The following is a 25,721-nucleotide window of genomic DNA, read 5'->3' as shown; positions in this document are numbered from 1 at the left end:
GACCGCCGCCATCTGGCACAACGACCAGACCGGACAACCGACCCCCCGCTCACTGACCGCCTACGATCACTGACCCCTTGGAATAGATCATCTAGGGGGTGTCCGCGAAGTCGCGTCGTCCGCCCGGAGGGCGGGGCCTGCGGCGTCTGGTGCGTGCTGTCGGCGTGCCGGGCGGGCGCCCGCGTACCGGTCGTACTCGGGTGTTCGCCCGGTGCGGCGAGAGTGCGTGCCAGGCGTCGCGGGCCAGGCGAGACGTTGCGGACATCCCCTAGGCGCGCGAAGGCTGAGCCGGCGTTCCGTCCAGGCGCAGGTTCCACCGGCCCGACCGGCCGGTGACGGTGGTCGTCGACAGGGGCCTGACATCGATGTTCCAGTACGTCGAGGGCGGCGCCTTGAGCGCGTACACCAGGGCGGCGCGGATCACGCTCGGCTCGGCCACGGCGACGATGCGGCAGCCGTCCTCCGGCGGCCGGGTCTCGAGCCAGCCGCCGACCCGGGAGATGAAGGCCAGCAGCGACTCACCGCCGTGCGGAGTGGCCCGCGGGTCGGCCAGCCAGGCGTCCACGGCCTCGGGCTCCCGGGCCATGGCCTCGCCCAGGGTGAGTCCGCGCCAGCGGCCCATGTCGCAGTCGCGCAGGGCGAGCTGGACGAGCGGGGCGTAGCCGAGCGCGTCCCCGGTGGCGCGGCTGCGCGGGGTCGGCGAGCAGTAGCGCAGATCGGCCGCGGCGAGGGGCAGCAGCTCGCCGGCCACGCGCAGGACCTCGTCCCAGCCGGCCTGGTCCATCGGCCGGTCGTCATCGAAGCGTTCCGCGAGCAGCGGGGAGCTGCGCGCGGCGGCGACGAACGTGACCCGGAGTGCCATGCGGTGATGGTGGGGCGCACAATCAGGCAGGTCAAGAGATGTCGTCCGACAATTTTTCGAACTTCTCGAAAAGCAGCGCCATCCACTGGTCGGGCTTCTCCAGCGCCTCGAAACCGACCTTCTCGTACACTCCGTGCGCGTCGTGCGTGGCGAGCAGGAGGCGGCGCAGCCCGTGCGGCCGGAGGTGGTCGCGGACGGCCACGACCAGGGAGGTCCCGAGGCCCTTGCCCCGCGCCGCCGGGTCCACGTACACGTCGCACAGCCAGGCGAAGGTCGCCAGATCCGTCACGACCCGCGCGTAGGCGACCTGCTCCCCGGAGACCGTCTCGTACACCCCGAAGTTGAGCGATCCGGCGATCGCCCGGTCCTGCTTCTCCCGCGCCCGTCCGATGGCCCAGTACGCGTCCGTGGACAGCCAGCGATGGACCCGCTCGGCGTCGATCCGGTCCGGGTCGGCGGAGATCTCGTACCCCTCGGCGAGGGGCGGCGTGTCGGTCATGCGGGGACCCTCACAGATCGCGCGCACCGTGTCGAACGGATTCGGCGAGCACCTCGTCCGCCGCCCGGCGCAGTCGCCGCACCCCCTCCTCGATCTCCTCCGTCCCGGCGACCGCCGCGAAGCTCAGCCGGACGTGGGCTGCCGGGGGTTCGGCGCTGAAGTACGGGCGGCCCGGGGTCAGGGCGACCCCCGCCCGCAGGGCCGCCGCCGTGAACGCCGCCTCGTCCGTGCCGTCGGGCAGGCGCAGCCAGAGGTGATAGCCACCGGACGGGACGTGCGGGAGGGCGAGCTCGGGAAGACGCAGGGCCAGGGCCGAGGTCATCGCGTCCCGCCTGGCCTTCAGCTCGGTGGCGATCGCCCGCAGATGGCGCGGCCAGGCGGGCGAGCCGACGAGTTCGAGGGCGGCCTCCTGGAGCGGGCGGGGCACGAAGAAGGTGTCGACGACCTGGATGGCGCGCAGCCGTTCCAGAACGGGCCCGCGGGCGGCGAGGGCGCTGACCCGGAAGCTGGGCGAGGTCGCCTTGGTGAGGGAGCCGACGTGTACGACGACGCCGTCGGGATCGTCGGCGGCGAGCGGGCGCGGCAGGGGTCCCGCGTCCTCGTGCGCGAGCCGCCGTACGAAGTCGTCCTCGACGACGAAGGCGCCCGCCTCGCGCGCGATCCGCAGCACCTCCCCGCGCCGGGCGGGGGCGAGGACCGCGCCGGTCGGGTTCTGGAACAGCGGCTGGCAGACGAAGACCCGGGCGCCGGTCGCCCGGAACGCGTCCGCGAGCAGCTCCGGCTTCACGCCGTCGCGGTCGACCGGCACGGGCACCGGGCGCAGCCCGGCCGTCCGGGCGATGGCCAGCATGCCGGGGTAGGTCGGGGACTCGACGAGCACCGGGGCGCCGGGCGGGGCCAGGGCGCGCAGGGCGGTGGTGAGCGCCGTCTGGCCGCCCGCGCCGACCAGCACCTCGGCCGCGGTGACGGCACCGCCGATGGAGCGCGCGAACCACTCGCGCAGCTCCGGCAGGCCCTCGATCGGCGGCCTCCCCCAGGCGCCGGGGCGCCGTCCGGCCCGGGCCAGGGCCGCGGACATGGCCCGCTCCGGTTGCAGGGAGGGGTGCAGATAGCCGCCGTTGAACTCGATCACGCCGGGCGGCGGGGCGGCCAGCGAGACCGTGACGCCGGAGGCGTCCACCGAGCGCGGTACGAGGTCGGCGGCTCCGCCCGCGCTCAGCGCGACCTCCTGCCAGGAGGTGTCGCCGGCCGGCCCGGGCGACGTGCGGGGCCGGGCGCGGAAGGCCCCGGCACCGGGCCGGGTGACCACCAGCCCCTCGGCGGCGAGCTGCGCCAGGGCGCGCGAGACGGTCACCGGGCTGACCCGGAACCGCTCCACGAGGGCTCTGCTCGATGGGAGCTTTCCACCGGGAGAGTAGCGGTCCAGCTCCCTCCGCAGCCGTTCCGCCAGTTCACCCACACTGCTACGCTCTTGCATGAAGACACAGAGTAGCGCTACTGCACCGTCCTCGATAGCAGTCACCAGTGCGGCGGCCACCTCGTCCCGTACGGCCGGACGGGGCCGCCCAGGGCTGGGCGGCACCCTCCAAGCCGCCCTCGGTGTGGTCGCCTTCTCCCTCACCTTCCCCGCCACCGCCTGGGGCCTGGAGGGCTTCGGTCCCTGGACGCTGGTCGCCGTGCGCAGCATCCTGGCCGCGCTGATCGCGGGCGGCTGTCTGCTCGCGCTGCGCGTCGCCGTTCCCGCACGGCGGTACTGGGCGGGACTGGCCGTCGTGGCCGCGGGGGTCGTCGTCGGGTTCCCGCTGCTCACCACGCTCGCCCTGCAGACGTCCACCACCGCGCACGCCGCCGTCGTCGTCGGCCTGCTGCCTCTGACCACCGCGCTCTTCTCCGCCCTGCGCGTCGGCTCCCGCCCCTCCCGCACCTTCTGGGCGGCGGCGCTGGCGGGCGCCGGCGCGGTGGTCGCGTTCACCGTGCAGCAGAGCGGCGGGGCCCTGACCGGCGCCGACCTGTACCTGTTCGGGGCGCTGCTGGTGTGCGCGGCCGGCTACACCGAGGGCGGCCGGCTGGCCCGGGTGATGCCGGGCTGGCAGGTCATCGGGTGGGCGCTGGTGCTGTGTCTGCCGCTGTCGGTGCCGGCCGCCGTGCTCGCCCTCGCCCACGAGCCCGCGCACCTCACCGCGCACAGCGTGGCCGGGCTGCTGTGGGTCGCGGCGGGTTCGCAGTTCCTGGGTCTGGTCGTCTGGTACCGGGGCATGGCGGCCATCGGCATTCCGAAGGCCAGCCAGTTGCAGTTGGCCCAGCCCCTGCTCACACTGGTGTGGTCGGTGCTGCTGCTGGGCGAGCACCTGACAGTGGCCGCCCCGCTGACGGCCGCGGCGGTGCTCGTCTGCATCGCCGTCACCCAGCGGGCGCGTGGCTGAGCGGGCCGCACGGCCCGTTCCCGCCACCGCTCGGAGCCGTGGACTCAAGGCCACGGACCGCTTGCTCCCCCCTTTGGTGAGGAGGCCCCACAGATGCGTGCAACCGTGGGCGACCAGCTTGTCCAGCACGGCAGGGTGGTCGGTCAACACGACAAGGTCGGCGAGATCGTCGAAGTACTGGGCCAGGAGGGCAACCCCCCGTACCGCGTCCGCTTCGAGGACGGGCACGAAGGTCTGTGCTCCCCCGGTCCCGACACCGAGATCCGCCACAGGGAAACCGGCCGGCCGATCGGCCGGTAGATCAGCGCGGGGGCTTCGCCGGCTGCTGGTAGTGGTCGGCGACGACCCGCGCCATCGCGCCGATCCGGTCCGCCGCCACGTCCGCGGCGGCGAAGTGGACGTGACCGCGCACCTCCGGGTACCTGCGGGCCAGGGTGAGGTGTCGCGACAGCTCGGCCGGGTTCTGCCAGGCAGCGGGCTGGGCCGGATCGCCCGCGCGGTACAGCGCCTCCCCGATGTACAGCTGTGTCCGGCTGCCCCGGGCGACCTCCGCCCACCAGGGCACGAGCTTGGCGTAGTCGGCGGCGGAGAGGCCGATGTGCCAGTACAGCTGGGGCACCACGTAGTCGATCCAGCCCTCGCGCACCCACTTCCGGGTGTCGGCGTGGACGGCGTCGTAGGACTGCAGGGCCTCGGTGTCCGAGCCGCGGGCGTCGGTGGAGGCGTTGCGCCACACGCCGAAGGGGCTGATGCCGAACCGGGTGGTGGACCGGGTGGCCTTGATCCGGGCCGCGGTCTCCCGGACCAGCCGGTCGATGTTGTCGCGCCGCCAGGCCGCCCGGTTGGGGAAGCTCCCGCCGTGGCGGTCGTAGGCCGCGTCGTCGTCGAAGCTGTGGCCGGCCACCGGGTACGGGTAGAAGTAGTCGTCGAAGTGGACCGCGTCCAGCGGGTACTTCTCCACCGCGTCGAGGATCGCGTCCTGCACGAACGCCCGGACCGCCGGCAGGCCCGGGTTGTAGTAGAGCTTCCCCGCGTAGGTCACCACCCAGTCCGGTTGCCTGCGCGCCGGGTGGGAGGCGACCAGCCGCGCCGGGTCGGCGTGGAGGGCCACCCGGTAGGGGTTGAACCAGGCGTGCAGTTCCAGACCGCGGGCGCGGGCCTCCTGTACGGCCGTCCCCAGCGGGTCCCAGCCGGGTGCCTCGCCCTGGGTCCCGGTGAGCACCTGCGACCACGGCTCGTGCGACGAGGGCCACAGCGCGTCGGCCGTGGGCCGCACCTGGAACATGACCGTGTTGAGCCGGTTGCGGACGGCGAGATCCAGCCGGGCCAGGAGCTCGGAGCGCTGCTGGGCGGCGGTCAGGCCCGGGCGCGACGGCCAGTCGCGGTTGCCCACCGTCGCCAGCCACATGCCCCGCATCTCGGTGGCGGCCCGGCCGGCGGCGGGTGCGGCAGCACGCCCCCGGCCGGCGGCCGCTCCCGTCGTCGTGAACGCCGACAGCGCGGCCAGCGCGAACGCCCGCCGGGTCAGTCGCCCCATCGCAACCCCCCGTGTACCCAGTGGATCCGCGCGGTCACGGATCGTCTCCGCGCCAAGGATGCCCCCCACCCTGGCGATCGATCATCGATACTTGCTAGTAACGTGCACGATCGGAGCAGGCCGACCGGGACCCGGCAGACCTGTCACAGCCAACAGCGTGAGCGTCAGCGCAGTGAAGGGGACGATGTGACCGACATCGAACGCGTCGGAGTGGTGGGCTGCGGCCAGATGGGAGCCGGCATCGCCGAGGTCTGCGCCCGCGCCGGCCTCGACGTCAAGGTCGCCGAGACCACCGGCGAAGCACTGGAGATCGGCCGTACCCGGCTGTTCAACTCCCTTGCCAAGGCCGCCGAGCGCGGCAAGATCACCGAGGAGGAGCGGGACGCGACGCAGGCGCGCCTGAGCTTCACCACGGACCTCGGCGAGTTCGCCGACCGCGACCTGGTCATCGAGGCCGTCGTGGAGAACGAGCAGGTCAAGACCGAGATCTTCCAGGTCCTGGACCAGGTGGTGACCCGGCCGGACGCCATCCTGGCCTCCAACACCTCCTCCATCCCGCTGGTGAAGCTGGCGGTCGCCACCTCGCGGCCCGACCAGGTCGTCGGCATCCACTTCTTCAACCCGGCCCCCGTGCAGAAGCTCGTCGAGCTGATCCCGGCGCTGACCACCTCCGAGGGCACGCTCGGCAGGGCGCAGCTGTTCGCCGAGAAGCTGCTGGGCAAGCACGCCATCCGCGCCCAGGACCGCTCCGGCTTCGTGGTCAACGCGTTGCTGATCCCGTACCTGCTCTCGGCGATCCGGATGTTCGAGACGGGCATCGCCAGCCGCGAGGACATCGACAACGGCATGGAGCTGGGCTGCGCCCACCCGATGGGCCCGCTGAAGCTGTCCGACCTGATCGGTCTGGACACCGTCGCCTCCGTGGCGCAGAGCATGTACGAGGAGTACAAGGAGCCGCTGTACGCCGCTCCCCCGCTGCTCCAGCGGATGGTGGACGCGGGCCGGCTGGGCCGCAAGACCGGCTCGGGCTTCTACACCTACGGCTGATCACGTCCCCCGACGGCTGGTCGCCTCCGGTGGGCGGTACGGGCCCGGCGCTCCGCGGAGCGCCGGGCCCGCGGCGTTCACACGGCGTGTGCGCGACAGGCCCGCATATGCCGCGCGCACACTCTCCCCTCCGGCCCACCAGGTGGGTTGACTCGTGGGACGCAGTCAAGGGACGTGTGACGACCACCGAAAGGAGCGGACACGTGACCGCCGATCCCGAGCATCCCGTCGTCCATGGAGAACTCGCGGAGTTACGTCGCCGGCTCGACGTGGCGTACGCCCGCGTCGAGGGCGGTCTGGCGTTGCTGACGCACCGCACCGAGCAGACCGCCAGGGAGATCGACGAACTGAGCACCCGGATCGTCACGTTGGAGCACGCCCGCTGGCCGCTGCCGTCGCTCGCGGCGGTCACGGCCGTCGGCGCCCTCGTCGTGACGGTCTGGCAGGCCTTCGGACGCTAGGGGGTGTCCTGACCGAGCCGGAGGTGGTGCAGGAGCAGTAACGCGGCCGCCATGTTGGCGGCCGGGACCTCCCCACGGGCGACCAGGTCGGGGACCAGCTTGAGCGGGACCCATTCCCGGCGGTCCGACTCGAAGTCGTCCACGGGGTGCCCGACGTACTCGCCCTCGTCCGCCCAGTAGACGTGGTGGACGGCGTCGGTGAGGCCGTTGGACGGTTCCACGCTCATGAGGTGGCGCAGGGGTCCCGGCCGCCAGCCGGTCTCCTCCTCCAGTTCCCGGGCCGCCGCCCGGACGACGTCCTCGCCGTCCTCGACGACGCCCGCGGCGAGTTCCCACCCCCAGCTGTCGGTGATGAAGCGGTGACGCCACAACAGGAGGACCTCGTTGGCCTCGTTCACCACCGTGGCCACGGCGACGGGCCTGAGCCGTATGAGGAAGTGATCGAGGTGCCGGCCGTCCGGCAGCTCGACATCCGCGAGGTTGACGCTGAACCAGCGGTTTTCATACACAGTTTGTTCGTTCTGTTTCGTCCACTGCACGGTTCTGCCACCTTCCATCGAGTAAGTGGCAATATCGCAGTAGGACCTATGGCGAACCGGTGCTCGGGTCCAGGTCTACGGCAGTACGTGCACCGGTCTCTACAGCGGCACGCGCAGGGCCCCGTCGATGAGTTCGGCCGCCTCGGCGGTGCCCGCGCAGCCGCTGCGCACGAGGTGTTCGCGCACCGCCCGGAGTCTGTCGCGCAGGCGCTGGGACTCCATTCCGCGGGCCTGTTCGGCCATCCGCACGGCCGTGACCACCGCTCTGTCCGCGTTGCCCTGGCGCAGTTCGATGGTGCTGAGCATGGCGAGCCGGTGCACCCGGCCCCGGTCGTGGGCGGGGGTGTCGACGGCGGCCGTGGCGTGCTCGGCGGCAGCGGTGAGATCGCCGAGACTCAGCAGCGCCTCCGCCACCTGCACGTTGACCAGCCCCGGCTGGACATAGCCGGTCTCGTCGGGTTCGTGTCCCCGCCGGATGTGCTCGGCGGCCGACTCGGCGCGCCGGATGCACGACAGCGCGCCGGTGCCGTCGCCGAGGTGGGCGTACGCCTTCGCCTGCATCGCGTACAGGTCGGAGGCGAGGGCGGGGGTGATGTGCTTGCCCGCGGTGCGCAGCGCGGCCTCCGCGAAGGCGACCGCCTGCCGGTACTCCCGCATGAACAGCGACTGGTTGACGAGCAGCGCGATCACATAGGCCCCGAGGCCCCGGTCCCCACTGGCCTTCGCCAGCCGCAGGGCCTGGTGGAAGTAGCGCTGGGCGAGCCCGTGCGCGTCGGAGTCGTACGCACAGATGCCGGCGATCGCCACCAACCCGCCGGTGGCGCGGTGCAGTTGGCGTCCGGTCGCGTCGGTGTAGCCACCGCGCAGCAGGGGGGCGGCCTCGGCGTTGAGGAAGCCGACGATACGGCTGCGGGTCGCCACTCCGCCGGCCTTGCGGTACATCTGCTCGTAATGAGTGCGGGCCGCGCGCAGCATCTCGATGTCGGCGGGGGTGACCCGTTGCCGCCCGCCGCGGGAGACGTCCACGTCCTCGGGCGGGTTCTCCCACTCCCACACCGGCATCACGGCGGGCGTGCCCGTGACGGCGGGGGCGCCCAGGATGTGCGGGCGCTGCTGCTCGTCGGAGCGCCACAGAGCGGTGGCCCGCTCGACGAAGCCGGACAGCGAGGTGCCGTGCGGGGCGGAGGGCTCGCCGGGGACGCCGAGGCCGATGTCGTCGAGGGTGACGGGCCGTTGCAGCCGGCCGGCGAGCACCTCGCAGATCAGGTCGGGCACCTGGCCGCGCGGCCGCTGGCCCTTCAGCCAGCGGGCGACGGCCGTGTGCTCGTACCGCAGCGCGAGTCCGCGGGCCCGTCCCGCCTGGTTGACGTGGGCGGCGAGGCCCGCGTGAGAGATCCCCGCCTCGTCCAGGATCGCGTCGAGCAGTGTGTTGGGCTGCATGGCCTGCCCCCCGGTGGCTCGGTGCCGACGGCGCCACTCAGAGTAGTGGCTCCCCCTTCACACGGGGTGTGAACGGAGTACGCGCATCCGCACCGTGCGCGCGCTGTCGCGGAGCGTTCTCCGCCGGTTGACTGGAATACCTCGCAAGAGGCCGCCGGGCCGTCGGCTCCCCCTCGTAAAGCGACGGCCCGGCGTTCGGCTCCACGCGGCAGGAGTTCACGGCAGGCTGTGCTCAGGGACGCGTGGTCCGCCGCGGGTGCGTGGCGGCCGGTCCCGCCCCCTCGGCGGAGCCGCTCAGGTCGCCGCCCGGCACCCGTGACAGGTGCGCTCGTGCTCTGTCGTTGCGCAGGACCAGGAGCGCGACGTCGTCGGCCGGTCTGCCCGCCGTGTGCCGCAGGAGTGCCCGCACGACCGCGCGCAGGACCTGCTGGGGTGAGACCGGATGGTCGTGTGCCGCCTTCGCCAGGGCGGCCGGGAGGGAGAAGGAGCGGCCGCGGTGGTCCCGTGCGTCCTCCGCGCCGTCCGTGTACAGCAGCAGCGACTCGCCCCTGCGGAGCCGGCCACAAGGGATGGTGGCCAGGTCCGCGGGCAGCGGGAACGGGCCGAGCGGCGGCAGCGGATCCGCACGGGCCAGCGGCTCGACGTCCGTGCCGCTGAGCAGGTAAGGCCAGGGGTGGCCGCAGTTCAGGGCACGCACCTCGCCGTCACCGTCGAGCTCCAGCAGCAGGACGGTGACGAACTCCTCGGCGACCGGGTGGTCCGGGGCCCGGCCGTTCGCCGGGTGTTCCTCACGGTGCCGCTCGCGCAGATGCCGGGCTAGGGCACGCTCCAGCCGGCGCAGGACGCGTCCGAGGTCCGGCTCGTCGTGGGCGGCCTCACGGAAACTGCCGAGGAGCGCGGCGACGGTCCCCAGCGCGGGCAGTCCGTGCCCGCGCACGTCCCCCATCACGACCCGTACGCCGTGCTCGGTGGCGATGACCTCGTACAGGTCTCCACCGACGGTGGCCCCGCGGTCCGCGGACAGCCGGGCGGCGGCCACGTCGAGCCCGTCGACGCGCGGCGGCAGCGGCCGCAGCAGCACGTTCTGCGCGGCCCCGGCGACCCGGCGGGCCTGTCTCAGCTCCCGCAACAGCCGCTGCCGCACATGGTGGATCAGCCCGGTGCCGACGGCGAAGAAGACGGCGCCGGTGACGATCCTGGCGCCCAGCCCGTCCTGCTGGGCCAGCGGACAGGCCAGCTTGTAGGTGATCGCCGTGGCGCCCCAGGCCGTGGGCAGTCCCAGCGAGAGGGCCCGGCGCAGCGGCCGCCTGATGCCCAACATGTCGATGGCCCCCCATCCAGGCCCTGACAGCGCAGACAGACCGGCCCCGAAAGGCCGGTCCGATTCTGTCGACGTCCTGGCCGGGACGGCCGGATCACCGGGAGTTCTCACTCGAATGAGTGAGGTGACCCGTGGGGGTGCGGGGGCGCTGCCCAGGGGCGCGGGAAACCGCGCGGCCGGCCGCGGACGAGCCACGGCCGGCCGACGACACGGTCCCCGACGGCGGCTAGCCGCGCAGAACCGCCCCGGTCCGCTCGCCCGCGAGGGCGACCGCGGCGTCGCGGGCCGCCGACGCCTCGTCGACCGTCAGCGTCCGGTCCCCCGCACGGAAGCGCAGCGCGTACGCCAGCGACTTCTTGCCGTCCCCGAGCTGGTCCTCGTTCTCGTACACGTCGAACAGCCGGATCCCCTCCAGCAGTTCACCCGCGCCCTCGCGAAGCGCTGCCTCGACCTCGGCGTGCGGCACGAGCTTGTCGACGACGAGGGCGACGTCCTGCGTGGCGACGGGGAACGTGGAGATGCTCGGCGCCTGGGGCGTGCCGTCACCGACCCGCTCCAGCGCGTCCAGGTCCAGCTCCATGGCCGACGTACGCGCGGGCAGACCCAGGGCCTTCACCACGCGCGGGTGCAGCTCGCCCGCGTGACCGGCGACCCGCTCGGCGCCGTCGACGACGACCACCAGCTCGGCGCAGCGGCCCGGGTGCCACGGCCCGTACTGGCCGCGGCGCACGATCAGCTCGGCGCCCGCCTCACGGGCGACCGTGCGTGCCGCCTCCACGGCGTCGGCCCAGTCGGCCGGGCGGCCCTTGCCCCACCAGCCGGCCTGCTCGCGCGCGCCCGCGAGGACGACGGCGACGTGGCGCGGCTGATCGGGCAGCGCCGCGTTCAGCGAGGCGATCATCTCGTCGGTCGGGCGACGGTCGACCGGCAGGTGACCGGCGGCGCGCTGCCCCTCCCGCGGGAGGAAGACCAGCCCGGTCTCGAACAGGGCGAGGTCGTGGCTGCCCCGCCCGTCGTTGCGCCGCAGCGCGCCGAGCAGGCCCGGCAGCAGCGAGGTGCGCAGGGCCGGTTCCTCGTCGTTGAGCGGATTCGCCAGCTTCACGACGCGGCGGGCCGGGTCGTCGGCCTCCAGCAGGAGCTGGTCGAAGACCTGCTCGCTGACGAAGGGGTAGTTCGGCGCCTCGACGTAGCCGGCGCCGGCGAGCGCCCGGCCGATCCTGCGGTGCAGCCGCTGCCGGTGGGTGAGGCCGCGGCCCGAGGGGGGCTTGGGCAGCGTGGAGGGCAGGTTCTCGTAGCCCTCCAGGCGGATGACCTCCTCGGCGAGGTCGTTGGCCTCGGCGAGGTCGGGCCGCCAGGACGGCACGGTGACGATCAGCTCGTCCTGCCCGTAGACGTCGCAGCCGATCTCCTGCAGACGCCGTACGACGGTCTCGCGGCCGTAGACCACGCCCGCGACCTTGTCCGGGTGGTCGGCCGGGACCGTGATGGTGTGCGGCGCGGAGGGCGCGATGACCTCGGTGACGCCGGCCTCGGCGGTGCCGCCGGCCAGCAGCACCAGCAGGTCGACCGTGCGCTGCGCGGCGGCGGCCGCGGCCTGCGGGTCGACACCCCGCTCGAAGCGGCGGGACGCCTCGGAGGAGAGCTTGTGACGGCGGGCCGTGCGGGCGATGGAGACGGCGTCGAAGTGCGCCGCCTCGATCACCACGTCGCCGGTGGCGTTCTCCAGGTCGTCGTGGTCGGCGATCTCGGTGTTGGCGCCGCCCATGACACCGGCGAGGCCGATGGGGCCGCGCTCGTCGGTGATGACGAGGTCCTCGGCGTGCAGCTTGCGCTCCACGCCGTCCAGGGTGACGAGCTTCTCGCCCTCGGCCGCGCGGCGGACGCCGATGGTGCCCTGGACCAGCTTGCGGTCGTAGGCGTGCAGGGGCTGGCCCAGCTCCATCATCACGTAGTTGGTGACGTCGACGGCGAGCGAGATCGGGCGCATGCCGACCTTCTGCAGCCTGCGCTTCAGCCAGATCGGGGAGCGTGCCTCGGGGCTCAGACCGGTGACGGTGCGGGCGGTGAAGCGGTCGCAGCCGACCGGTTCGGAGACCTGGACCGGGTAGCCGAAGGCGTTCGGGCCCGGCACGTCGATGAGGGCCGGGTCGCGCAGCGGCAGCCCGTAGGCGATGGCGGTCTCCCGGGCCACGCCGCGGATGGACAGGCAGTCGCCGCGGTTGGCGGTGACGGCGATGTCCAGGACCTCGTCGACCAGCTCGAGCAGTTCGATGGCGTCCTTGCCGACCTCGGTCTCCGGCGGCAGCACGATGATGCCCTTGCTGCCGTCGTCGCCCATGCCCAGCTCGTCGCTGGAGCAGATCATGCCGTGGGAGGTCTTGCCGTACGTCTTGCGCGCGGAGATCGAGAAGCCGCCGGGCAGCGTGGCGCCCGGGAGGACCACGACGACCTTGTCGCCGACGGAGAAGTTGCGGGCGCCGCAGACGATCTCCTGCGGCTCGCCGGTGCCGTTGGCCTGGCCGACGTCGACGGTGCAGAAGCGGATCGGCTTCTTGAAGCCCTCGAGCTCCTCGATGGTCAGCACCTGGCCGACGACCAGCGGGCCCTTGAGGTCGGCGCCGAGGTGCTCGACGGTTTCGACCTCCAGACCGGCCGAAATGAGCTTGGCCTGGACGTCACGGCCGGTCTCGGTGGCCGGCAGGTCGACGTACTCCCGCAGCCAAGAAAGCGGGACCCGCATCAGATCTCCATCCCGAACGGCCGGGTGAACCGGACGTCACCCTCGACCATGTCTCGCATGTCTTCGACGTTGTGGCGGAACATCAGCATCCGCTCGATGCCGAACCCGAAGGCGAAGCCGCTGTACTTCTCCGGGTCGACGCCGCAGGCGGTCAGCACCTTGGGGTTGACCATGCCGCAGCCGCCGAGCTCGATCCAGCCCTCGCTGGAGCAGGTGCGGCAGGGCCGGTCGGGGTTGCCGACGGACTCGCCGCGGCAGACGTAGCACACCATGTCCATCTCGGCGGACGGCTCGGTGAAGGGGAAGAAGTTCGGCCGCAGCCGGGTCTTCATGCCCTCGCCGAACAGCGCCTGGACCATGTGGTCGAGGGTGCCCTTGAGGTCGGCCATGGTCAGGCCCTCGTCGACGGCGAGCAGCTCGACCTGGTGGAAGACCGGGGTGTGCGTGGCGTCCAGCTCGTCGGTGCGGTACACGCGGCCGGGGCAGATGACGTACACCGGCAGCTCGCGGTCGAGCAGGGAGCGGATCTGCACGGGCGAGGTGTGCGTGCGCAGCACGACGCCGGACTCGCTGCCGCCGTCCGGGCCCTGGACGAAGAAGGTGTCGGCCTCGCCGCGGGCCGGGTGGTCCGGGCCGATGTTGAGGGCGTCGAAGTTGAACCACTCGGCCTCGACCTGCGGGCCCTCGGCGACCTCGTAGCCCATGGCGACGAAGACGTCCTCGATGCGCTCCGAGAGCGTGGTGAGCGGGTGGCGGGCGCCGGCGGGCACGCGGTCGTGGGGCAGCGTGACGTCCACGGCCTCCTCGACCAGCACGCGTGCGTCGCGCTCGGCCTCCAGCTCGGCCTGGCGGCCGGCGAGCGCCTTGTTCACGGCGCCGCGGGCCTGGCCGACGAGCTTGCCCGCGGCGGCCTTGGCGTGCGGGGGCAGTGCGCCGATCTCGCGGTTGGCGAGGGCCAGCGGGGAGGTGGCGCCGGTGTGGGCGACCTTGGCCTCCTGGAGCGCGTCGAGGGAGTCCGCGGCGGCGAAGGCGGCGAGCGCCTCGTCCCGCATGCGCTCGATCTCTTCCGGTTTCAACGCCTCGACCTCGACAGGGTCGTACGACTTATTGGGTGCCGACATCTCTTCCCGTGCTTCCGATTGGCTGGCTGACGTCCCCGTCACCGACTCGTGGACAGACCGTCACGGTTTTTGGGACACAAAGGTGCCAAAGGCCGAGTCTAACGGGGTGGAGGTGGGCGAATGCGCCCGCGGGCTGCTCGGCCGGCTCAGCTGAGATAGGCCGGGGCGCCCACGGGCAACGTAAATCGGAACTCGGCGCCGCCGCCGGGGGCGCGTCCGACCGTGATGGTGCCGCCGTGGGCCTCGACGATGCCCTTGACGATGTACAGCCCGAGGCCCGTCCCGCCGCGCTTGCTGCCCCGCCAGAAGCGGGTGAAGACGCGGTTCATGGACTCCTCCGGGATGCCGGTGCCCTCGTCGCTCACGATGACCGACGTGCCGACGTCCTCTCCTTCGCGCGGGGACGGGGCGGGCGTGACGTCAATGGTGACGGTTCCCTCGCCGTGCCGCACCGCATTTTCGATGAGGTTGCTGAGCACCTGGTCGACCTTGTCGGGGTCGGCCCACAGGGCGGGCAGCGGCTGTTCGACGCGCACCAGGAAGCGGTCGGCGGGCTGCCCGGCGGCCACGTAGGCCTGGATGTGCCGGCCCACGGCGGCCCCCATGTCGACGGGCTGGCGGCGCACCTCGAGCCGTCCGCTGTCGATCCGCGAGATGTCCAGCAGCTCGGCGATGAGCCGGGTGACGCGGTCGGCGTCGGCGTCCACCGTCTCCAGCATCAGCCGTTTCTGGTCGTCGGTGAAGCGCGACCACTTGGCGAGGAGGGTGGCGGTGAAGCCCTTCACGGAGGTGAGCGGCGAGCGCAGCTCGTGGGCCACCGTCGCGATCAGCTCGGCGTGGCTGCGCTCGGTGCGGCGACGGGCCTCGGTGTCCCGGAGAGAGACGACGACACGGCGCACGGGGCCGGTGGGTTCACTGCGGACGTATCGGGCGGAGACGAGGACCTCGCGGCCGCCCGGCAGCAGCAGGTTGCGTTCGGGCTGCCGGACCCGGATGGCGAGCCCGCCGTACGGGTCGGTCAGCTGCCACCAGCGCCGGCCCTCCAGGTCCTCCAGGGGCAGGGCCGTCTCCAGCCGCCGGCCCAGGGCCTCGGCGGCGGGGAGGGCGGTGATGCGCTCGGCGGCGGCGTTGAAGCAGACGACGTGGCCGTGCTCGTCGGCGACGACGAGCCCGTCGGGCAGGTCGTCGGGGTCGACGCCGTACGCGGCGAGGTCACCGGCCGGCCGGGCCGCGGGCGGGCGCCTCGATGTACCGGCTCCCGGTGCGCTGCTCGTACCGACACTCATCCCCGTACCCCACCTCCCAGACGAGGACCCCCGAGCTCGTCACCCTACTAGCTCTCGGTGACGGAGCGGCACCCTCCGGAGGCGCGCTGTGCACGGGCCGACGCATAGAGACATACGGCCGCGGCGGTGGCGAGGTTCAGGCTCTCGGCCTTCCCGTGGATGGGGACGCGGACGACGGCGTCGGCGAGGGCGCGGGTCTCCTCCGGGAGCCCCCAGGCCTCGTTCCCGAACACCCACGCCGTGGGCCCGCCCATGGTGCCCTTGTCGAGCTCCTCGTCGAGGTCGTGCCGCCCCGCTCCGTCGGCGGCGAGGATGCGCACCCCGGCCTCCTTGAGCCCCGCCACGGCCTGCTCGACGGGGACGCCCACGGCGACGGGCAGGTGGAAGAGGGAGCCGACCGAGGCCCGTACGGCCTTGGGGTTGTACAGGTCGACGGAGGCGTCGGTCAGGACGACGGCCTCGGCGCCGGCGGCGTCGGCGCAGCGCAGCACGGTGCCGGCGTTGCCGGGGTCGCGGACGTGCGCGAGGACGGCGACGAGCCGGGGGCGGGCGGTGAGGATCTCCTGGAAGGGGGTGTCGAGGAACCGGCAGACCCCGACGAGGCCCTGCGGCGTGACGGTGGTGGAGATGTCCTCGATCACCTGCTCGGCGGCGAGGTGGATCCGGGCGCCGGCGTCGCGTGCCTCCCCGACGATGTCGGCGTAGCGCTCAGCGGCCTCGAGCGTCGCGAACAGCTCGACGAGTGTCGCCCCGCCCTCGCCCCGATGCGCGGCCGCCTCCCGCACGGCCTGCGGCCCCTCGGCGAGGAACAGCCGCTCCTTCCCCCGGTAGTTCCGCTTCGCGAGCCGCCGGGCGGCGGAGACGCGCGGGGAACGGGGGGAGATGAGGTCGGGGGTGGCGGGGGGCATGTGGGTCACCTTCGGTGCAGGGAGGTGGAACGTGGGCATACGGGCGGGCTCCGGGTCTCTCTCGCCCCCGCCGCGCCTTCCCGTCCCGCCCTGCGGGCTACCGCTCCCGGTTCCCCGCTTCGGCCCCGGACGGGCCTCGTCCTGGAACGCCGAAAGGGCTGGGTCGGCTCACCCTGCTCCCCACCGGGACGGAGGGTGGGCGGCGCGGGCCGGGGGTTAGGGGGCGGGGCCTCCGGGGACGGGCGGGACACGGCCGGCGGTCCCGGACGCACTCGGACCCGCAGGCGGCGTGTCCGCCTGCGGGTCCCAGTCACATCACGTCCGGCTCAGCGCCGGCGACGCGTCACGCGGCCTTCGGCGCGTTCACGTCCGACGGCAGCGCCTTCTGCGCGGCCTCGACGAGCGCGGCGAACGCGTTGGCGTCGTTCACGGCGAGCTCGGCCAGGATCTTGCGGTCGACCTCGATGTTCGCGGCCTTCAGACCCTGGATGAAGCGGTTGTAGGTCATGCCGTTGGCGCGGGCAGCGGCGTTGATGCGCTGGATCCACAGCTGACGGAAGTCGCCCTTGCGCTTCTTCCGGTCGTTGTAGTTGTAGACCAGCGAGTGGGTGACCTGCTCCTTGGCCTTGCGGTACAGGCGCGAACGCTGACCGCGGTAGCCGGAGGCCTGCTCGAGGATCGCCCGGCGCTTCTTGTGGGCGTTGACTGCCCGCTTGACGCGTGCCACTTGTTAACTCCTTGTAGCGGGGCCGTGGTTGGACTCACACGGCCCGGAAACGATTGGGTCCCGGTCAGAGGTCAGGCGCGGCGGACGCGCCCGGCGTCACTTGCCGAGAAGCTTCTTGATCTTCTTGGCGTCGCCCGGGGCCATCTCGGCGTTGCCGGTGAGGCGACGCGTCAGACGGGACGACTTGTGCTCGAGCAGGTGGCGCTTGCCGGCGCGCTCACGGAGCACCTTGCCGGAGCCGGTGACCTTGAAGCGCTTGCTGGCACCGCTGTGCGACTTGTTCTTCGGCATAGCGCCGTTCTCTCCTCGTCGGTGGCGCTCCGGTGCCCGGTCGCGAGAACCGGGCACACGTGGAGCGTCGCTCTTGTATCGGTTACATCCAGGGGACTGTCGTCCCAGGGATCACGCCTCGGCAGGCTCCTCGGCCGGCGTCTGGGCGGTCGCAGGGTTCTGCGAGCGGCCGGGGTTGGCCTTCGCTTCGGCCTTGCGGGCCTCCTGCGCCTGACGGGCCTCGGCCATCGCCTCGGTCTTCTTCTTGTGCGGACCGAGAACCATGATCATGTTGCGGCCGTCCTGCTTCGGGTTCGACTCGACGAACCCGAGGTCCTGGACGTCCTCCGCGAGACGCTGCAGCAGTCGGTAGCCCAGCTCGGGCCGGGACTGCTCACGACCGCGGAACATGATCGTGATCTTGACCTTGTCGCCCTGCTTGAGGAACCGGACGACGTGACCCTTCTTGGTGTCGTAGTCGTGCGGGTCGATCTTCGGCCGGAGCTTCATCTCCTTGATGACCGTGTGCGCCTGGTTCTTGCGCGCCTCACGGGCCTTCATGGCCGACTCGTACTTGAACTTCCCGTAGTCCATGAGCTTGCACACGGGCGGGCGGGCGTTCGCCGCGACCTCGACCAGGTCCAGGTCGTACTCCTGGGCAAGCTCCAGTGCCTTCGCGAGCGGCACGATGCCGACCTGCTCGCCACTGGGACCGACAAGTCGCACCTCGGGAACGCGAATCCGGTCGTTGATGCGGGGCTCGGCGCTGATGGATCCTCCTCGGTAGCACCACGCGGCGGTCTGGCGGACGGCCGCGTAACGTCTGTGTCGTTAGACCTATAACCACGCCGAAGCACAAAAAATGCCCCGAACGATCACAGGCGGGGCTCCAAAACACTACCGGAGCACCGTCGCGAGGATCGCGGGGCGCACTACCGGGCGACTCCATCGTCCGTACGGAACGATGGTGGCCGCCTGACCGGGGTGACCCGCCGCCCCGGAGGGTGGTCGGGTGGGAGTTCGGAGCCTCCACTTGTGGGCCGGGCCCGCCTGCTGAGGGGCACGCGTGTCCGACCGGTCGTTACATGAGGCTAGCAGCTCACGGGCGCGTGCGCTAATCCGGTGTCTCCCGCCTCCTGCTGTCAAGAGGGCACGTGGAGGGCCCTATCGTGTGGGGCATGAGTGAGACCTCCCCCTCGAACGAGCCCGAGACCCCCGGCGCCGCCGGCTTCGACGAGATGACCCGCGACATCGCCGAGGTCCCCGCGGTCGAGGTGATCGTGACGGTCGCCGTCAACCTGATGAGCGCCGCCGCCGTGAAGCTCGGTCTGACCGAGGAGGGCGACAAGTACAAGGACCTGGACGAGGCCCGCAAGCTGGTCACCGCCCTCGCGGGTCTGCTGGACGCGAGCGCGACGGAGATCAGCTCGTTCCACGCGGCGCCGCTGCGCGACGGCCTGAAGTCGCTCCAGCTCGCCTTCCGCGAGGCGTCGATCGTCCCGGACGAGCCGGGCCAGGGACCGGGCGAGAAGTACACCGGCCCGGTCTACGGCTAGGCCGTCGGCGGCTCAGCCGCGTACGTACAGGGGCTCGCCCGGAGGCGTCGTCCCGGCCGGCAGCAGTGCCAGGTCGAGGCCGCGCACCAGGCGGGCCCTGAGCGTTTCGTCGGCGGCGAGGCGCCGGGCCACGGCCTGGGCGGCCTCCGCGGGAGCCGCGGCCGGGTCCAGGACGAGGGCGAGGGTGCCGTCGGCCTGCCCGGGCCCGAGGTGGGCACGCAGCACGGCGGGTTCGGCGGCCACGGCGGCCCGGACCGCGGCCACCACCGCCGGGTCGGTGAGCGGGTCGGTCGTGGTGCGGCCCTCGGCCAGCGCGAGCAGCGCCGGTCCCGTCAGTTCGAACGGGACCGGTCCGGCCATGTCCAGCAGGAGCGTGTCCGCCTTCTCGTGGGCGGCCGCCTGCAGCGCCTGGTGCAGGGGTACGGCGACCGGGCGGGCCTCGGGGTCCCACCGGGCGAGGGAGTCGGTGGAGGTGAAGGCGGGCAGGGCCGTGCGGTGCCCCGCCCTGAGGGTCGGGACGGCCATGTCGCTGGTCTTCTCGCGGCGCAGCCCGTTCTCGTCCTCCTCGACCTCGCCGAGCACGGCCACGACGGGGACGAGCAGCCGGGCGCCCTTGAGGGCCTCCAGCACCGGGCCCACGGCGGTGCGGTCCTCGGCCCAGGCGGCGAGCGCGGCGCTCAGCCGTGGGTCGGCGGAGCCGTCGTCGTCGGAGAAGCCGGGGTCGGGAATGTTCTTGTTCGCCACGGTCACCGACCCTATCGGGGGGATGGTGCCGGCTCTGTGCGGGGCCGGAAACACGGCGGTGACCGCTTTCACGGGTTTCTCAGAAACCCCTGACGCACATCTAACGTCCTTCTAACGAAGGGCACAGTCGGCGCCGCGACGATCGCGGGCATGGAGTCCTCCGGAGCACGCCGCAGCCGCCGCGCTCGTCCCTCGAGGCGCCGTCCCCTCCTGTGTTCCGCACTCGCCGCCGTCGCCGTCGTGGGCGCCACCGCGGGCGGGACCGTCTATGTGAGGGCTCAGGCGCACCCCGGCGTCGACGCCATATCGTCGGCGGCGGCGCCGTCCCCCACGGCGTCGGTCTCGGCGACCGAGGAGGAGTCGGTGGAACCGGTGGCGGACGCCGAGGTGGACCGCGACGCGCTGCTGGCCGCCGCGATGGGGTCGGTGACCGTGCCGGGCGGGGCGGCGGTGTCGGTGGCCGTCCTGGACGTGGGCTCGGGGGTGAGCGCCGCCTACGGGACGACCGCCTTCGACACGGCGAGCATCGTGAAGGTGGACATCCTCGCGGCGCTGCTGCTGCGGGCCCAGGACGACGGGCGCTCTCTCACCGCCCAGGAGAAGGCCTACGCCACCGCGATGATCGAGAACAGCGACAACGACTCGGCGTCGGCCCTGTGGCGGATCATCGGGAAGGCCGAGGGTCTCGACGCCGCGAACGAGCGGTTCGGACTCACGGAGACCGAGGGCGGCGACGACATGCTCTGGGGGCTCACCCGGACCACGGCCGCCGACCAGCTCACCCTGCTCCGGCAGGTCTTCGGTGAGGACTCGCTGCTGAGCGAGGCCTCACGGACGTATCTGCGGACTCTCATGGGGCGGATCGCCGTCGGGCAGCGGTGGGGGGTCTCGGCCGTCGCGGACGGTGCGTCGTGGGCGCTGAAGAACGGCTGGCTGCCGCGGACGGCGACCGGCCTGTGGGACGTCAACAGCATCGGGCGGGTGACCGCCGACGGCCGCGACTACCTGGTGGCCGTGCTGACGAACGGCAATGCGACGCAGGCGGCCGGCATCACGCTGGTGGAGGCGGCGGCCAGGGCGGCGGTGTCGGCTTTCGCGGACGGGAGCGCGTCGGCGGCGGGCGCGTCGGCCTCGGCCTCGGCTGCGACGTCCGTCCCGGCTACGGCTTCCGCTTCGGGGTCGGGGTCAGGGTCGGGGTCGGGGTCGGCTTCGGCTACGGGGTAGGCCTCGGCCCCTCGGCTTCGGGGTGGCTAGAAGGTCTCGTACCGCTCGCGGCGGCCGCGCCACAGCACCACCGCGGCGACGAGCAGTACTCCCCCGGTGCCGCCGGCGAGCGGGCCGGCCCAGCTCGACGCGTCGTCGTCGGCCTTCTCGGCGTCCGGACCCGGCCCGAAGTACTTGTCGCCGTAGGACGCGGACCGCAGGCCCTCGGGTTCGAGGTCGGCGGCGGCCTTGATGGCGGCGGCCGGGTCGATGAAGCCGAAGCCCCGGGAGTCGTCCCGCCCGCCGGTGGGGGCGTTGCGGGCGGTGTCCTCCAGGAGTTTCTTGATCTGCGCCGGCGTCAGTCCCGGGTGGGCGGCCTTGACGAGGGCGACCGCGCCGGAGACGAAGGCGGCCGCGGCGGAGGTGCCCCAGCCCTGGTAGTACTTGTGGTCCGGGTCGGCGATCACCACGTCGACGCCGGGGGCGCTGACCGTGGCGTACCAGCGTCGGGTGGAGAAGGACGCCCGGGTGCCGTAGCGGTCGACGGCGGTCGCGGCGATCACACCGGGGTAGGCGGCCGGGTAGGAGATGCGGTCGCCCTTCTCACCGCCGTTGCCGGCCGAGGCGACGACCACGGCGCCCTTCTTCAGGGCGTACTGGACGGCCTCGTCCTCGGCGGGTTCGGGGTGGGCGGAGGCGGAGTCGTCGCCGAGGGAGAGGTTGATGACGTCGGCGCCGTGGTCGGCGGCCCAGCGGATGCCCTCCGCGAGGGCGTTGCCGCGGGTGCTGCGGGCCTTGGCGCGGGCCGGGTCGCCGTCCTCCAGGATCACGCGGACGGGGAGGATCTTCGCCTCCGGGGCGATGCCCATCACTCCGTCGCCGTTGCCGTAGCCGTGTCCGTGGCCGGCGATGATGCTGGCCATCGCGGTGCCGTGCCGGGCCCAGGCGCGATCGCCGGGCTTCGCGCCGAAGCGGACCAGGTCGGTGCCGGTCAGGACGTTGCCTTCGAGGTCGGGGTGATCGGCCTCGACGCCGGTGTCCAGGACGGCGACGGTGATGCCAGCGCCCTTGGTGGTCTGCCAGGCCTCGTCGGTGTGCAGGGCCTCCAGGGCCCACTGCTGGCCGCGTATGCCGTCGGCGTGCGCCGGGGCGGCGGGCAGGAGGGCGAGGGAGGCGGCGAGGAGGCAGCACAGCAGGCCGGCACGGTGCGTCGACGTCGTTCGGCTCGTACGGCTGCTGCTCATGAGGGCTGCTCCGAGGGCGAGACGGCGGTCTTGCGCAGGGCGCGTTCGATGCGGTCGGCGAGGCCCTTGGCCTCGTTGCCCAGGCCGGCCTGGGCGGGGGCCGTGGTGGCGCCGGTCGCGGTGGCCTCCGCGGCCGGCTGCGGGGTGGCGACGGTACGGCCGTCGGCCCAGCCGGAGACGGCGTAGACGACGACGGGCGCGTCGGTGAGGACGGAGATCGCCCACGAGGCGCGCTGCCGGTCGCCGAAGCCGGCGGCGACGGTGTCCCGCGCGGCGTACGGGCGGGGCATCAGGTCGCTGCGGCGGGCGAGGCCCTCCTTCTCGAACCGGGTGTCGAGCGCCCGCATGGCGGCCGCGTCGGCCTTGGTGAACAGCAGGCCGACGGTGGTGACGTAGCTCTGGGTGGCGTCGGTGTAGGTGGCGCGCAGCAGGCGGGTGCAGCCGACCGGGGAGAGGGCCTTCTGCAGCAGCGGGTCGAAGGCGTCGGCGCAGCCGCTGTCCGGCGCGACGGCGATACGGGTCCAGGTGCGGTCGGCGCCGCCGGGCCCCGCGCCCTGCCCGTCCACGGTGGGCGGGAAGAGCTGGTCGACCGGGACGTTGTGCCACAGGCTTCCGGCGGCGGTGTAGGCGCCCCGCTCCCCCGCCTCGGCGGAGTCGCCGACGAGCCAGCTGCCGGTGACGGCTCCGCCGATGAGACCGAGCCCGAGGACGACGCAGGCGGCGGCCGCGACGGTCCGCCCGCGGTGGATGCGGGGAGTGTCCCGGTACCCCTCGGGCTGCGCGAACGTGACGACGGGCCGGGTGGCACCGGGCACGCCGTCCGGCGTCGGCGGAGCGCTCCAGGAGAGGGACGGGTCGGGGGCGAAGGGGCCGGAGTGCGGCGGCGGCGGAGCCTCCGGGGCCGCGGCCGGCCGGGGAACCCGCGCGGTCGCGGGCGGGGCGTCGTAGTCCGGGTGGCGTGCGGGCGCCGTCGGGGTCCAGGCCGGGTGGGCGCCGTCCTCGGAGGGAGCCCGACGCACGGGCGGCGCGGGCGTCCACGCCGGCCCGGCGTCCTCGTCGGAGGGCACGTCGGGACGGTGCCCGGGCACCGCGGTGGACAGGGCGTCCCGGGGAGGCTGCGTGGGGTTCGGGGCCCAGGTACGGGGCAAGGGGGACCAGGCGGCGCCGCCACCGGGCTGCCGGGGGGTGTCGGCGGCGTCCGGCCCCGCGGACCGGGCGCCGCCCGGGCGCGCGAGGGGAGCGTCGGCCGCGCCGGCGGGGCGCGGGGCCCCGGGGTCGGCGGGGCGGGTGACGGGCGGGCCTGCGGGACGGTCGGCTCCCGGACCGGCGGGACGCGCGCCGGCCGCGTCGATGGGACGGCCGGTGCTCGCACCGGCCGCGCCCGCGGGCGGCCGGGCCTCCGGGCCGGCAGGGCGAGAGACCCCCGCACCAGCAGAGCGCACGCCGTCCCCGTCGACGGAACAACCGGTGCTCGCACCGGCCGCGCCCGCGGGCGGCCAGGCCTCCGTGGCGGCGGGGTGGGTGTCGTCCAGGCGGGGCGGACGAGGGGTCTTGGAACCGGCGGGACGGTGACTGTCCGAACGGGGCGGACGAGGCTCCGCACCGGCGGCCGGGCGGGGACCGTCCGAGCGGGCCGGACGCGAAGCCCCCGGGTCGGCGGGGCGAGCGCCGTCCAGGCGGGCCGGACGGGGAACCGACGAGGCGAGCGGAGCCCCCGAAGCGGCAGGGCGGGCGCCGTCCGGACGTGACGGCGCCGAACCGGCGGCGGGAGAGGCTGCGGAACCGGCGGCAGGGGCACTGTCCGAGCGGGCGGGGCGGGCGCTCTCCGCGCCGCCCCCACGGCGGGTGGTGTGGAAGTCTTCCGGGCGGCCCGTCGGCGGTGGGGTGTCCGGGAAGCGGGCCGACGCGGGCGGCGGGGGCGGGGTCATCGGGTCCGGGGTCCGCAGGTTCGGGAAGCGACGGGTGGTGGGCGGCGCGGACGGCGGGCGACCTGTGCGCGGAGCGGGCACGGCGCGGTCTGCCCGGGCCGCGGGCTCGCCGCCGGACATGTCCGGCGCGGGGTCGGCGCTCCGGGACTCGGCGGACCGCTCCGCCCGGTTCCCGTTCCACGGCGGGCTCTCAGGAGCCGCCGCCCCGGGGGCCTCCTCCTCCGTGGGTGCGCCCACCCTCGGCGGCCGGGCCGGGCGCGGTGGCGCCGTCGGCCGCGGGGGCGTGCCGGAGGCGGGAGGTGTGCCGGGGACGGGCGGTGTGGTGGGGCGCGGAGGAACGGGGGCGCGGCGTGCGTCCGTGCTCATGCACCCCCCGTTTCCTCGTGGCCGGGCCGTCGTTCTGCTGCGCGGGCCCTGGTCGGTCGTGCCCCTGCGGCCCGCTGCGGACGTACAGGTCCGTTCTGGGCACGCATACCCGCACGGGCGGACCGGCATCCCGGGGCGGCTGCCCGGCCGGAGCCGTTCGTCCGTGCGTGCGCGTCACTCTACGGCTTGTTCCTGCGCGAACGGGAACCAGTCCCGCGACCCCGGGGCATCTGCCCGGAACGTCCCCCTACCCTGCGGTAAACCCGTCTGGCAGGCTGCGTTCATGACTGCGCGCGCCGCCGATCGGGCTCGTTACGACCGGGCCACGGCCCATCTCGACGCCCCTCTCGCCCTCGTGGACCTGGACGCCTTCGACGCCAACGCGGACGATCTCGTGCGGCGGGCGGGCGGCAAGCCGGTCCGCGTCGCCAGCAAGTCCGTCCGCTGCCGGGCCCTGCTGGAACGCGTCCTGGCGAAGGACGGCTTCGCGGGCATCATGTCCTTCACCCTCGCCGAGTCCCTCTGGCTGGCGCGCTCCGGGTTCGACGACATCCTGCTCGCCTATCCGTCGGCGGACCGCGCCGGCTTCGCCGAGCTGGCCGGTGACCCCAAGCTCGCCTCGGCCGTCACCGTCATGGTCGACGACGTCGCGCAGCTCGACCTGATCGACGCCGCACGCGCGGGCGGGCGCGAAGTGGTGCGGGTCTGCCTGGAGTTGGACACCTCGCTGAAGCTGCTCGGCGGGCGGGTGCGGGTGGGCGCCCGGCGCTCGCCGCTGCACTCCCCGGCCCAAGTGGCCGACGTGGCACGGGCGGTGGCCCGGCGGCCGGGGTTCCGGCTGGTGGGGTTGATGGCGTACGAGGGGCACGTCGCCGGCGTCGGTGACGCGGTCGCCGGACGGCCGCTGCGCTCGCGCGCGGTCCGGCTGATGCAGGCCGCCGCGCGCCGTGAGCTCGCCGAGCGGCGTGCCGCCGTGGTGCGCGCGGTGCGGGCCGTGGCGCCGGACCTGGAGTACGTCAACGGCGGCGGCACCGGCAGTGTGCAGCACACGGCGGCCGAGGACGCGGTGACCGAGATCGCGGCGGGTTCGGGACTGTACGTGCCGCGCCTGTTCGACAACTACACGTCGTTCACCGGCCGTCCGGCCGCTCTCTTCGCCCAGCCCGTCGTACGGCGCCCGGGGGTGGGCGTCGTCACCGTCCTCGGCGGCGGGTACCCGGCCTCCGGTGCGGCCGGACCCGACCGGCTGCCGGTGCCGTACCTGCCGGAGGGACTGCGCTACGACCTCCAGGAAGGCGCCGGCGAGGTGCAGACCCCGCTGCTGGGCTCGCCCGCGGACGACCTGCTGATCGGCGACAAGGTGTGGTTCCGGCACGCGAAGGCCGGTGAGCTGTGCGAGCGGTTCGACGTGCTGCACCTGGTCGAGGGGGACGCGGTGACGGCGACGGTGCCGACCTACCGGGGCGAGGGGCACACGTTCCTGTAGCGCCGCCCGTGGG

Annotated in this window: 24 protein-coding genes; 7 read left to right on the top strand and 17 right to left on the bottom strand. The window is 73.6% G+C overall.

The annotated features are described in order from the left end of the window. Window positions 1-268 precede the first annotated feature (268 nt). From ACIHAR_RS20590 to ACIHAR_RS20580, 3 genes are read right to left on the bottom strand one after another with little or no spacing between them, the layout of a single operon-like run. The gene (locus ACIHAR_RS20590) at window positions 269-862 is read right to left on the bottom strand and encodes a histidine phosphatase family protein (RefSeq protein WP_365455664.1); all 594 of its coding nucleotides are present in this window, start codon (window positions 860-862) and stop codon (window positions 269-271) included. A 31-nt stretch (window positions 863-893) separates the two neighbouring features. After that, window positions 894-1,361: a GNAT family N-acetyltransferase gene (locus tag ACIHAR_RS20585; RefSeq protein WP_365455667.1), complete on the bottom strand. Its 468-nt coding sequence runs from the start codon at window positions 1,359-1,361 to the stop codon at window positions 894-896. Between the two features lie 10 nt (window positions 1,362-1,371). Further along, on the bottom strand, window positions 1,372-2,838 hold the full coding sequence (locus tag ACIHAR_RS20580; RefSeq protein WP_400020856.1) for a PLP-dependent aminotransferase family protein: 1,467 nt from the start codon (window positions 2,836-2,838) through the stop codon (window positions 1,372-1,374). On the opposite strand from ACIHAR_RS20580, the gene ACIHAR_RS20575 reads away from it, so the two are divergent. Further along, on the top strand, window positions 2,837-3,784 hold the full coding sequence (locus ACIHAR_RS20575) for a DMT family transporter (protein WP_400020854.1): 948 nt from the start codon (window positions 2,837-2,839) through the stop codon (window positions 3,782-3,784). The two genes, ACIHAR_RS20580 and ACIHAR_RS20575, sit on opposite strands and share 2 nt — an antisense overlap. Window positions 3,785-3,877: 93 nt before the next feature. Further along, window positions 3,878-4,084 carry a DUF1918 domain-containing protein gene (locus ACIHAR_RS20570; protein WP_365455676.1) on the top strand — a complete coding sequence of 69 codons (207 nt, stop codon included), beginning with the start codon at window positions 3,878-3,880 and terminating at the stop codon, window positions 4,082-4,084. A 1-nt stretch (window position 4,085) separates the two neighbouring features. On the opposite strand, the gene ACIHAR_RS20565 is transcribed toward ACIHAR_RS20570, so the two are convergent. Beyond that, window positions 4,086-5,321 (bottom strand): glycoside hydrolase family 10 protein, encoded by a 1,236-nt coding sequence (locus ACIHAR_RS20565; RefSeq protein WP_400020852.1) that lies wholly within the window; start codon window positions 5,319-5,321, stop codon window positions 4,086-4,088. 186 nt (window positions 5,322-5,507) lie between these two features. On the opposite strand from ACIHAR_RS20565, the gene ACIHAR_RS20560 reads away from it, so the two are divergent. Continuing rightward, window positions 5,508-6,368 (top strand): 3-hydroxybutyryl-CoA dehydrogenase, encoded by an 861-nt coding sequence (locus ACIHAR_RS20560; protein ID WP_365455682.1) that lies wholly within the window; start codon window positions 5,508-5,510, stop codon window positions 6,366-6,368. A gap of 203 nt (window positions 6,369-6,571) precedes the next feature. Beyond that, on the top strand, window positions 6,572-6,829 hold the full coding sequence (locus ACIHAR_RS20555) for a hypothetical protein (protein WP_384653992.1): 258 nt from the start codon (window positions 6,572-6,574) through the stop codon (window positions 6,827-6,829). Here ACIHAR_RS20555 and ACIHAR_RS20550 read toward each other — a convergent pair. From ACIHAR_RS20550 to infC, 10 genes are all read right to left on the bottom strand, one after another. Then, window positions 6,826-7,368 (bottom strand): NUDIX hydrolase, encoded by a 543-nt coding sequence (locus ACIHAR_RS20550; protein ID WP_365455688.1) that lies wholly within the window; start codon window positions 7,366-7,368, stop codon window positions 6,826-6,828. The two genes, ACIHAR_RS20555 and ACIHAR_RS20550, sit on opposite strands and share 4 nt — an antisense overlap. A 99-nt stretch (window positions 7,369-7,467) precedes the next feature. Continuing rightward, window positions 7,468-8,808: a transcriptional regulator gene (locus ACIHAR_RS20545; RefSeq protein WP_400020848.1), complete on the bottom strand. Its 1,341-nt coding sequence runs from the start codon at window positions 8,806-8,808 to the stop codon at window positions 7,468-7,470. A gap of 232 nt (window positions 8,809-9,040) precedes the next feature. Continuing rightward, window positions 9,041-10,129 (bottom strand): PP2C family protein-serine/threonine phosphatase, encoded by a 1,089-nt coding sequence (locus ACIHAR_RS20540; protein WP_365455694.1) that lies wholly within the window; start codon window positions 10,127-10,129, stop codon window positions 9,041-9,043. Window positions 10,130-10,355: 226 nt separating this feature from the next. Beyond that, window positions 10,356-12,869 carry a phenylalanine--tRNA ligase subunit beta gene (pheT, locus tag ACIHAR_RS20535; protein ID WP_400020846.1) on the bottom strand — a complete coding sequence of 838 codons (2,514 nt, stop codon included), beginning with the start codon at window positions 12,867-12,869 and terminating at the stop codon, window positions 10,356-10,358. Beyond that, the gene (pheS, locus tag ACIHAR_RS20530) at window positions 12,869-13,990 is read right to left on the bottom strand and encodes a phenylalanine--tRNA ligase subunit alpha (RefSeq protein ID WP_365455700.1); all 1,122 of its coding nucleotides are present in this window, start codon (window positions 13,988-13,990) and stop codon (window positions 12,869-12,871) included. Before pheS ends, pheT begins: the two co-directional genes overlap by 1 nt. Before the next feature lie 146 nt (window positions 13,991-14,136). After that, window positions 14,137-15,276 (bottom strand): ATP-binding protein, encoded by a 1,140-nt coding sequence (locus tag ACIHAR_RS20525; RefSeq protein ID WP_400020843.1) that lies wholly within the window; start codon window positions 15,274-15,276, stop codon window positions 14,137-14,139. A gap of 47 nt (window positions 15,277-15,323) precedes the next feature. After that, on the bottom strand, window positions 15,324-16,184 hold the full coding sequence (locus ACIHAR_RS20520; RefSeq protein ID WP_365455706.1) for an RNA methyltransferase: 861 nt from the start codon (window positions 16,182-16,184) through the stop codon (window positions 15,324-15,326). Between the two features lie 343 nt (window positions 16,185-16,527). Next, a complete protein-coding gene (gene rplT / locus ACIHAR_RS20515) occupies window positions 16,528-16,911 on the bottom strand; it encodes a 50S ribosomal protein L20 (protein WP_384653976.1) in 384 nt (127 codons plus the stop codon). Between the two features lie 96 nt (window positions 16,912-17,007). Next, window positions 17,008-17,202, bottom strand: coding sequence for a 50S ribosomal protein L35 (gene rpmI, locus ACIHAR_RS20510; protein WP_007829094.1), 195 nt, complete (start codon window positions 17,200-17,202; stop codon window positions 17,008-17,010). Between the two features lie 111 nt (window positions 17,203-17,313). Continuing rightward, the gene (infC, locus tag ACIHAR_RS20505) at window positions 17,314-17,952 is read right to left on the bottom strand and encodes a translation initiation factor IF-3 (RefSeq protein WP_365456135.1); all 639 of its coding nucleotides are present in this window, start codon (window positions 17,950-17,952) and stop codon (window positions 17,314-17,316) included. 407 nt (window positions 17,953-18,359) lie between these two features. Here infC and ACIHAR_RS20500 point away from each other — a divergent pair, with 407 nt between their 5' ends. After that, window positions 18,360-18,737, top strand: a complete 378-nt coding sequence (locus tag ACIHAR_RS20500) for a DUF1844 domain-containing protein (RefSeq protein WP_365455712.1) — start codon at window positions 18,360-18,362, stop codon at window positions 18,735-18,737. 12 nt (window positions 18,738-18,749) lie between these two features. Here ACIHAR_RS20500 and ACIHAR_RS20495 read toward each other — a convergent pair whose 3' ends face one another. Further along, window positions 18,750-19,481, bottom strand: a complete 732-nt coding sequence (locus ACIHAR_RS20495) for an SseB family protein (protein ID WP_365455715.1) — start codon at window positions 19,479-19,481, stop codon at window positions 18,750-18,752. 150 nt (window positions 19,482-19,631) lie between these two features. Between ACIHAR_RS20495 and ACIHAR_RS20490 the strand changes: the two genes are divergently transcribed. Continuing rightward, the gene (locus ACIHAR_RS20490) at window positions 19,632-20,705 is read left to right on the top strand and encodes a serine hydrolase (RefSeq protein WP_400020839.1); all 1,074 of its coding nucleotides are present in this window, start codon (window positions 19,632-19,634) and stop codon (window positions 20,703-20,705) included. 26 nt (window positions 20,706-20,731) lie between these two features. Here the strand turns inward: ACIHAR_RS20490 and mycP are convergent, their stop codons facing one another. Together mycP and ACIHAR_RS20480 are read right to left on the bottom strand one after the other, a co-directional pair. Beyond that, complete coding sequence (mycP, locus tag ACIHAR_RS20485; protein ID WP_400020837.1) at window positions 20,732-21,928, bottom strand: type VII secretion-associated serine protease mycosin; 1,197 nt, start codon at window positions 21,926-21,928, stop codon at window positions 20,732-20,734. After that, entirely contained in the window at window positions 21,925-22,995 is a 1,071-nt protein-coding gene (locus tag ACIHAR_RS20480) for a hypothetical protein (protein WP_400020835.1), read from the bottom strand. The genes mycP and ACIHAR_RS20480 overlap by 4 nt, the downstream gene beginning before the upstream one ends. A 1,510-nt stretch (window positions 22,996-24,505) precedes the next feature. On the opposite strand from ACIHAR_RS20480, the gene ACIHAR_RS20475 reads away from it, so the two are divergent. Continuing rightward, window positions 24,506-25,708 carry an amino acid deaminase/aldolase gene (locus ACIHAR_RS20475; RefSeq protein ID WP_400020833.1) on the top strand — a complete coding sequence of 401 codons (1,203 nt, stop codon included), beginning with the start codon at window positions 24,506-24,508 and terminating at the stop codon, window positions 25,706-25,708. The last annotated feature ends 13 nt before the right edge of the window (window positions 25,709-25,721 follow it).

This window comes from Streptomyces sp. NPDC052016 (assembly GCF_044548445.1).
Lineage (GTDB): Bacteria > Actinomycetota > Actinomycetes > Streptomycetales > Streptomycetaceae > Streptomyces.
This window is presented reverse-complemented; position numbering and strand designations above follow the sequence as displayed.

What these genes read in the sequence shown, in the direction of transcription:
- ACIHAR_RS20590 (WP_365455664.1), bottom strand. Translation starts at nt 862, where the DNA reads ATGGCACTCCGGGTCACGTTCGTCGCCGCCGCGCGCAGCTCCCCGCTG.
- ACIHAR_RS20585 (WP_365455667.1), bottom strand. Translation starts at nt 1,361, where the DNA reads ATGACCGACACGCCGCCCCTCGCCGAGGGGTACGAGATCTCCGCCGAC.
- ACIHAR_RS20575 (WP_400020854.1), top strand. Translation starts at nt 2,837, where the DNA reads ATGAAGACACAGAGTAGCGCTACTGCACCGTCCTCGATAGCAGTCACC.
- ACIHAR_RS20580 (WP_400020856.1), bottom strand. Translation starts at nt 2,838, where the DNA reads ATGCAAGAGCGTAGCAGTGTGGGTGAACTGGCGGAACGGCTGCGGAGG.
- ACIHAR_RS20570 (WP_365455676.1), top strand. Translation starts at nt 3,878, where the DNA reads ATGCGTGCAACCGTGGGCGACCAGCTTGTCCAGCACGGCAGGGTGGTC.
- ACIHAR_RS20565 (WP_400020852.1), bottom strand. Translation starts at nt 5,321, where the DNA reads ATGGGGCGACTGACCCGGCGGGCGTTCGCGCTGGCCGCGCTGTCGGCG.
- ACIHAR_RS20545 (WP_400020848.1), bottom strand. Translation starts at nt 8,808, where the DNA reads ATGCAGCCCAACACACTGCTCGACGCGATCCTGGACGAGGCGGGGATC.
- ACIHAR_RS20540 (WP_365455694.1), bottom strand. Translation starts at nt 10,129, where the DNA reads ATGTTGGGCATCAGGCGGCCGCTGCGCCGGGCCCTCTCGCTGGGACTG.
- pheT (WP_400020846.1), bottom strand. Translation starts at nt 12,869, where the DNA reads ATGCGGGTCCCGCTTTCTTGGCTGCGGGAGTACGTCGACCTGCCGGCC.
- pheS (WP_365455700.1), bottom strand. Translation starts at nt 13,990, where the DNA reads ATGTCGGCACCCAATAAGTCGTACGACCCTGTCGAGGTCGAGGCGTTG.
- ACIHAR_RS20525 (WP_400020843.1), bottom strand. Translation starts at nt 15,276, where the DNA reads ATGAGTGTCGGTACGAGCAGCGCACCGGGAGCCGGTACATCGAGGCGC.
- ACIHAR_RS20520 (WP_365455706.1), bottom strand. Translation starts at nt 16,184, where the DNA reads ATGCCCCCCGCCACCCCCGACCTCATCTCCCCCCGTTCCCCGCGCGTC.
- rpmI (WP_007829094.1), bottom strand. Translation starts at nt 17,202, where the DNA reads ATGCCGAAGAACAAGTCGCACAGCGGTGCCAGCAAGCGCTTCAAGGTC.
- ACIHAR_RS20500 (WP_365455712.1), top strand. Translation starts at nt 18,360, where the DNA reads ATGAGTGAGACCTCCCCCTCGAACGAGCCCGAGACCCCCGGCGCCGCC.
- ACIHAR_RS20490 (WP_400020839.1), top strand. Translation starts at nt 19,632, where the DNA reads ATGGAGTCCTCCGGAGCACGCCGCAGCCGCCGCGCTCGTCCCTCGAGG.
- mycP (WP_400020837.1), bottom strand. Translation starts at nt 21,928, where the DNA reads ATGAGCAGCAGCCGTACGAGCCGAACGACGTCGACGCACCGTGCCGGC.
- ACIHAR_RS20475 (WP_400020833.1), top strand. Translation starts at nt 24,506, where the DNA reads ATGACTGCGCGCGCCGCCGATCGGGCTCGTTACGACCGGGCCACGGCC.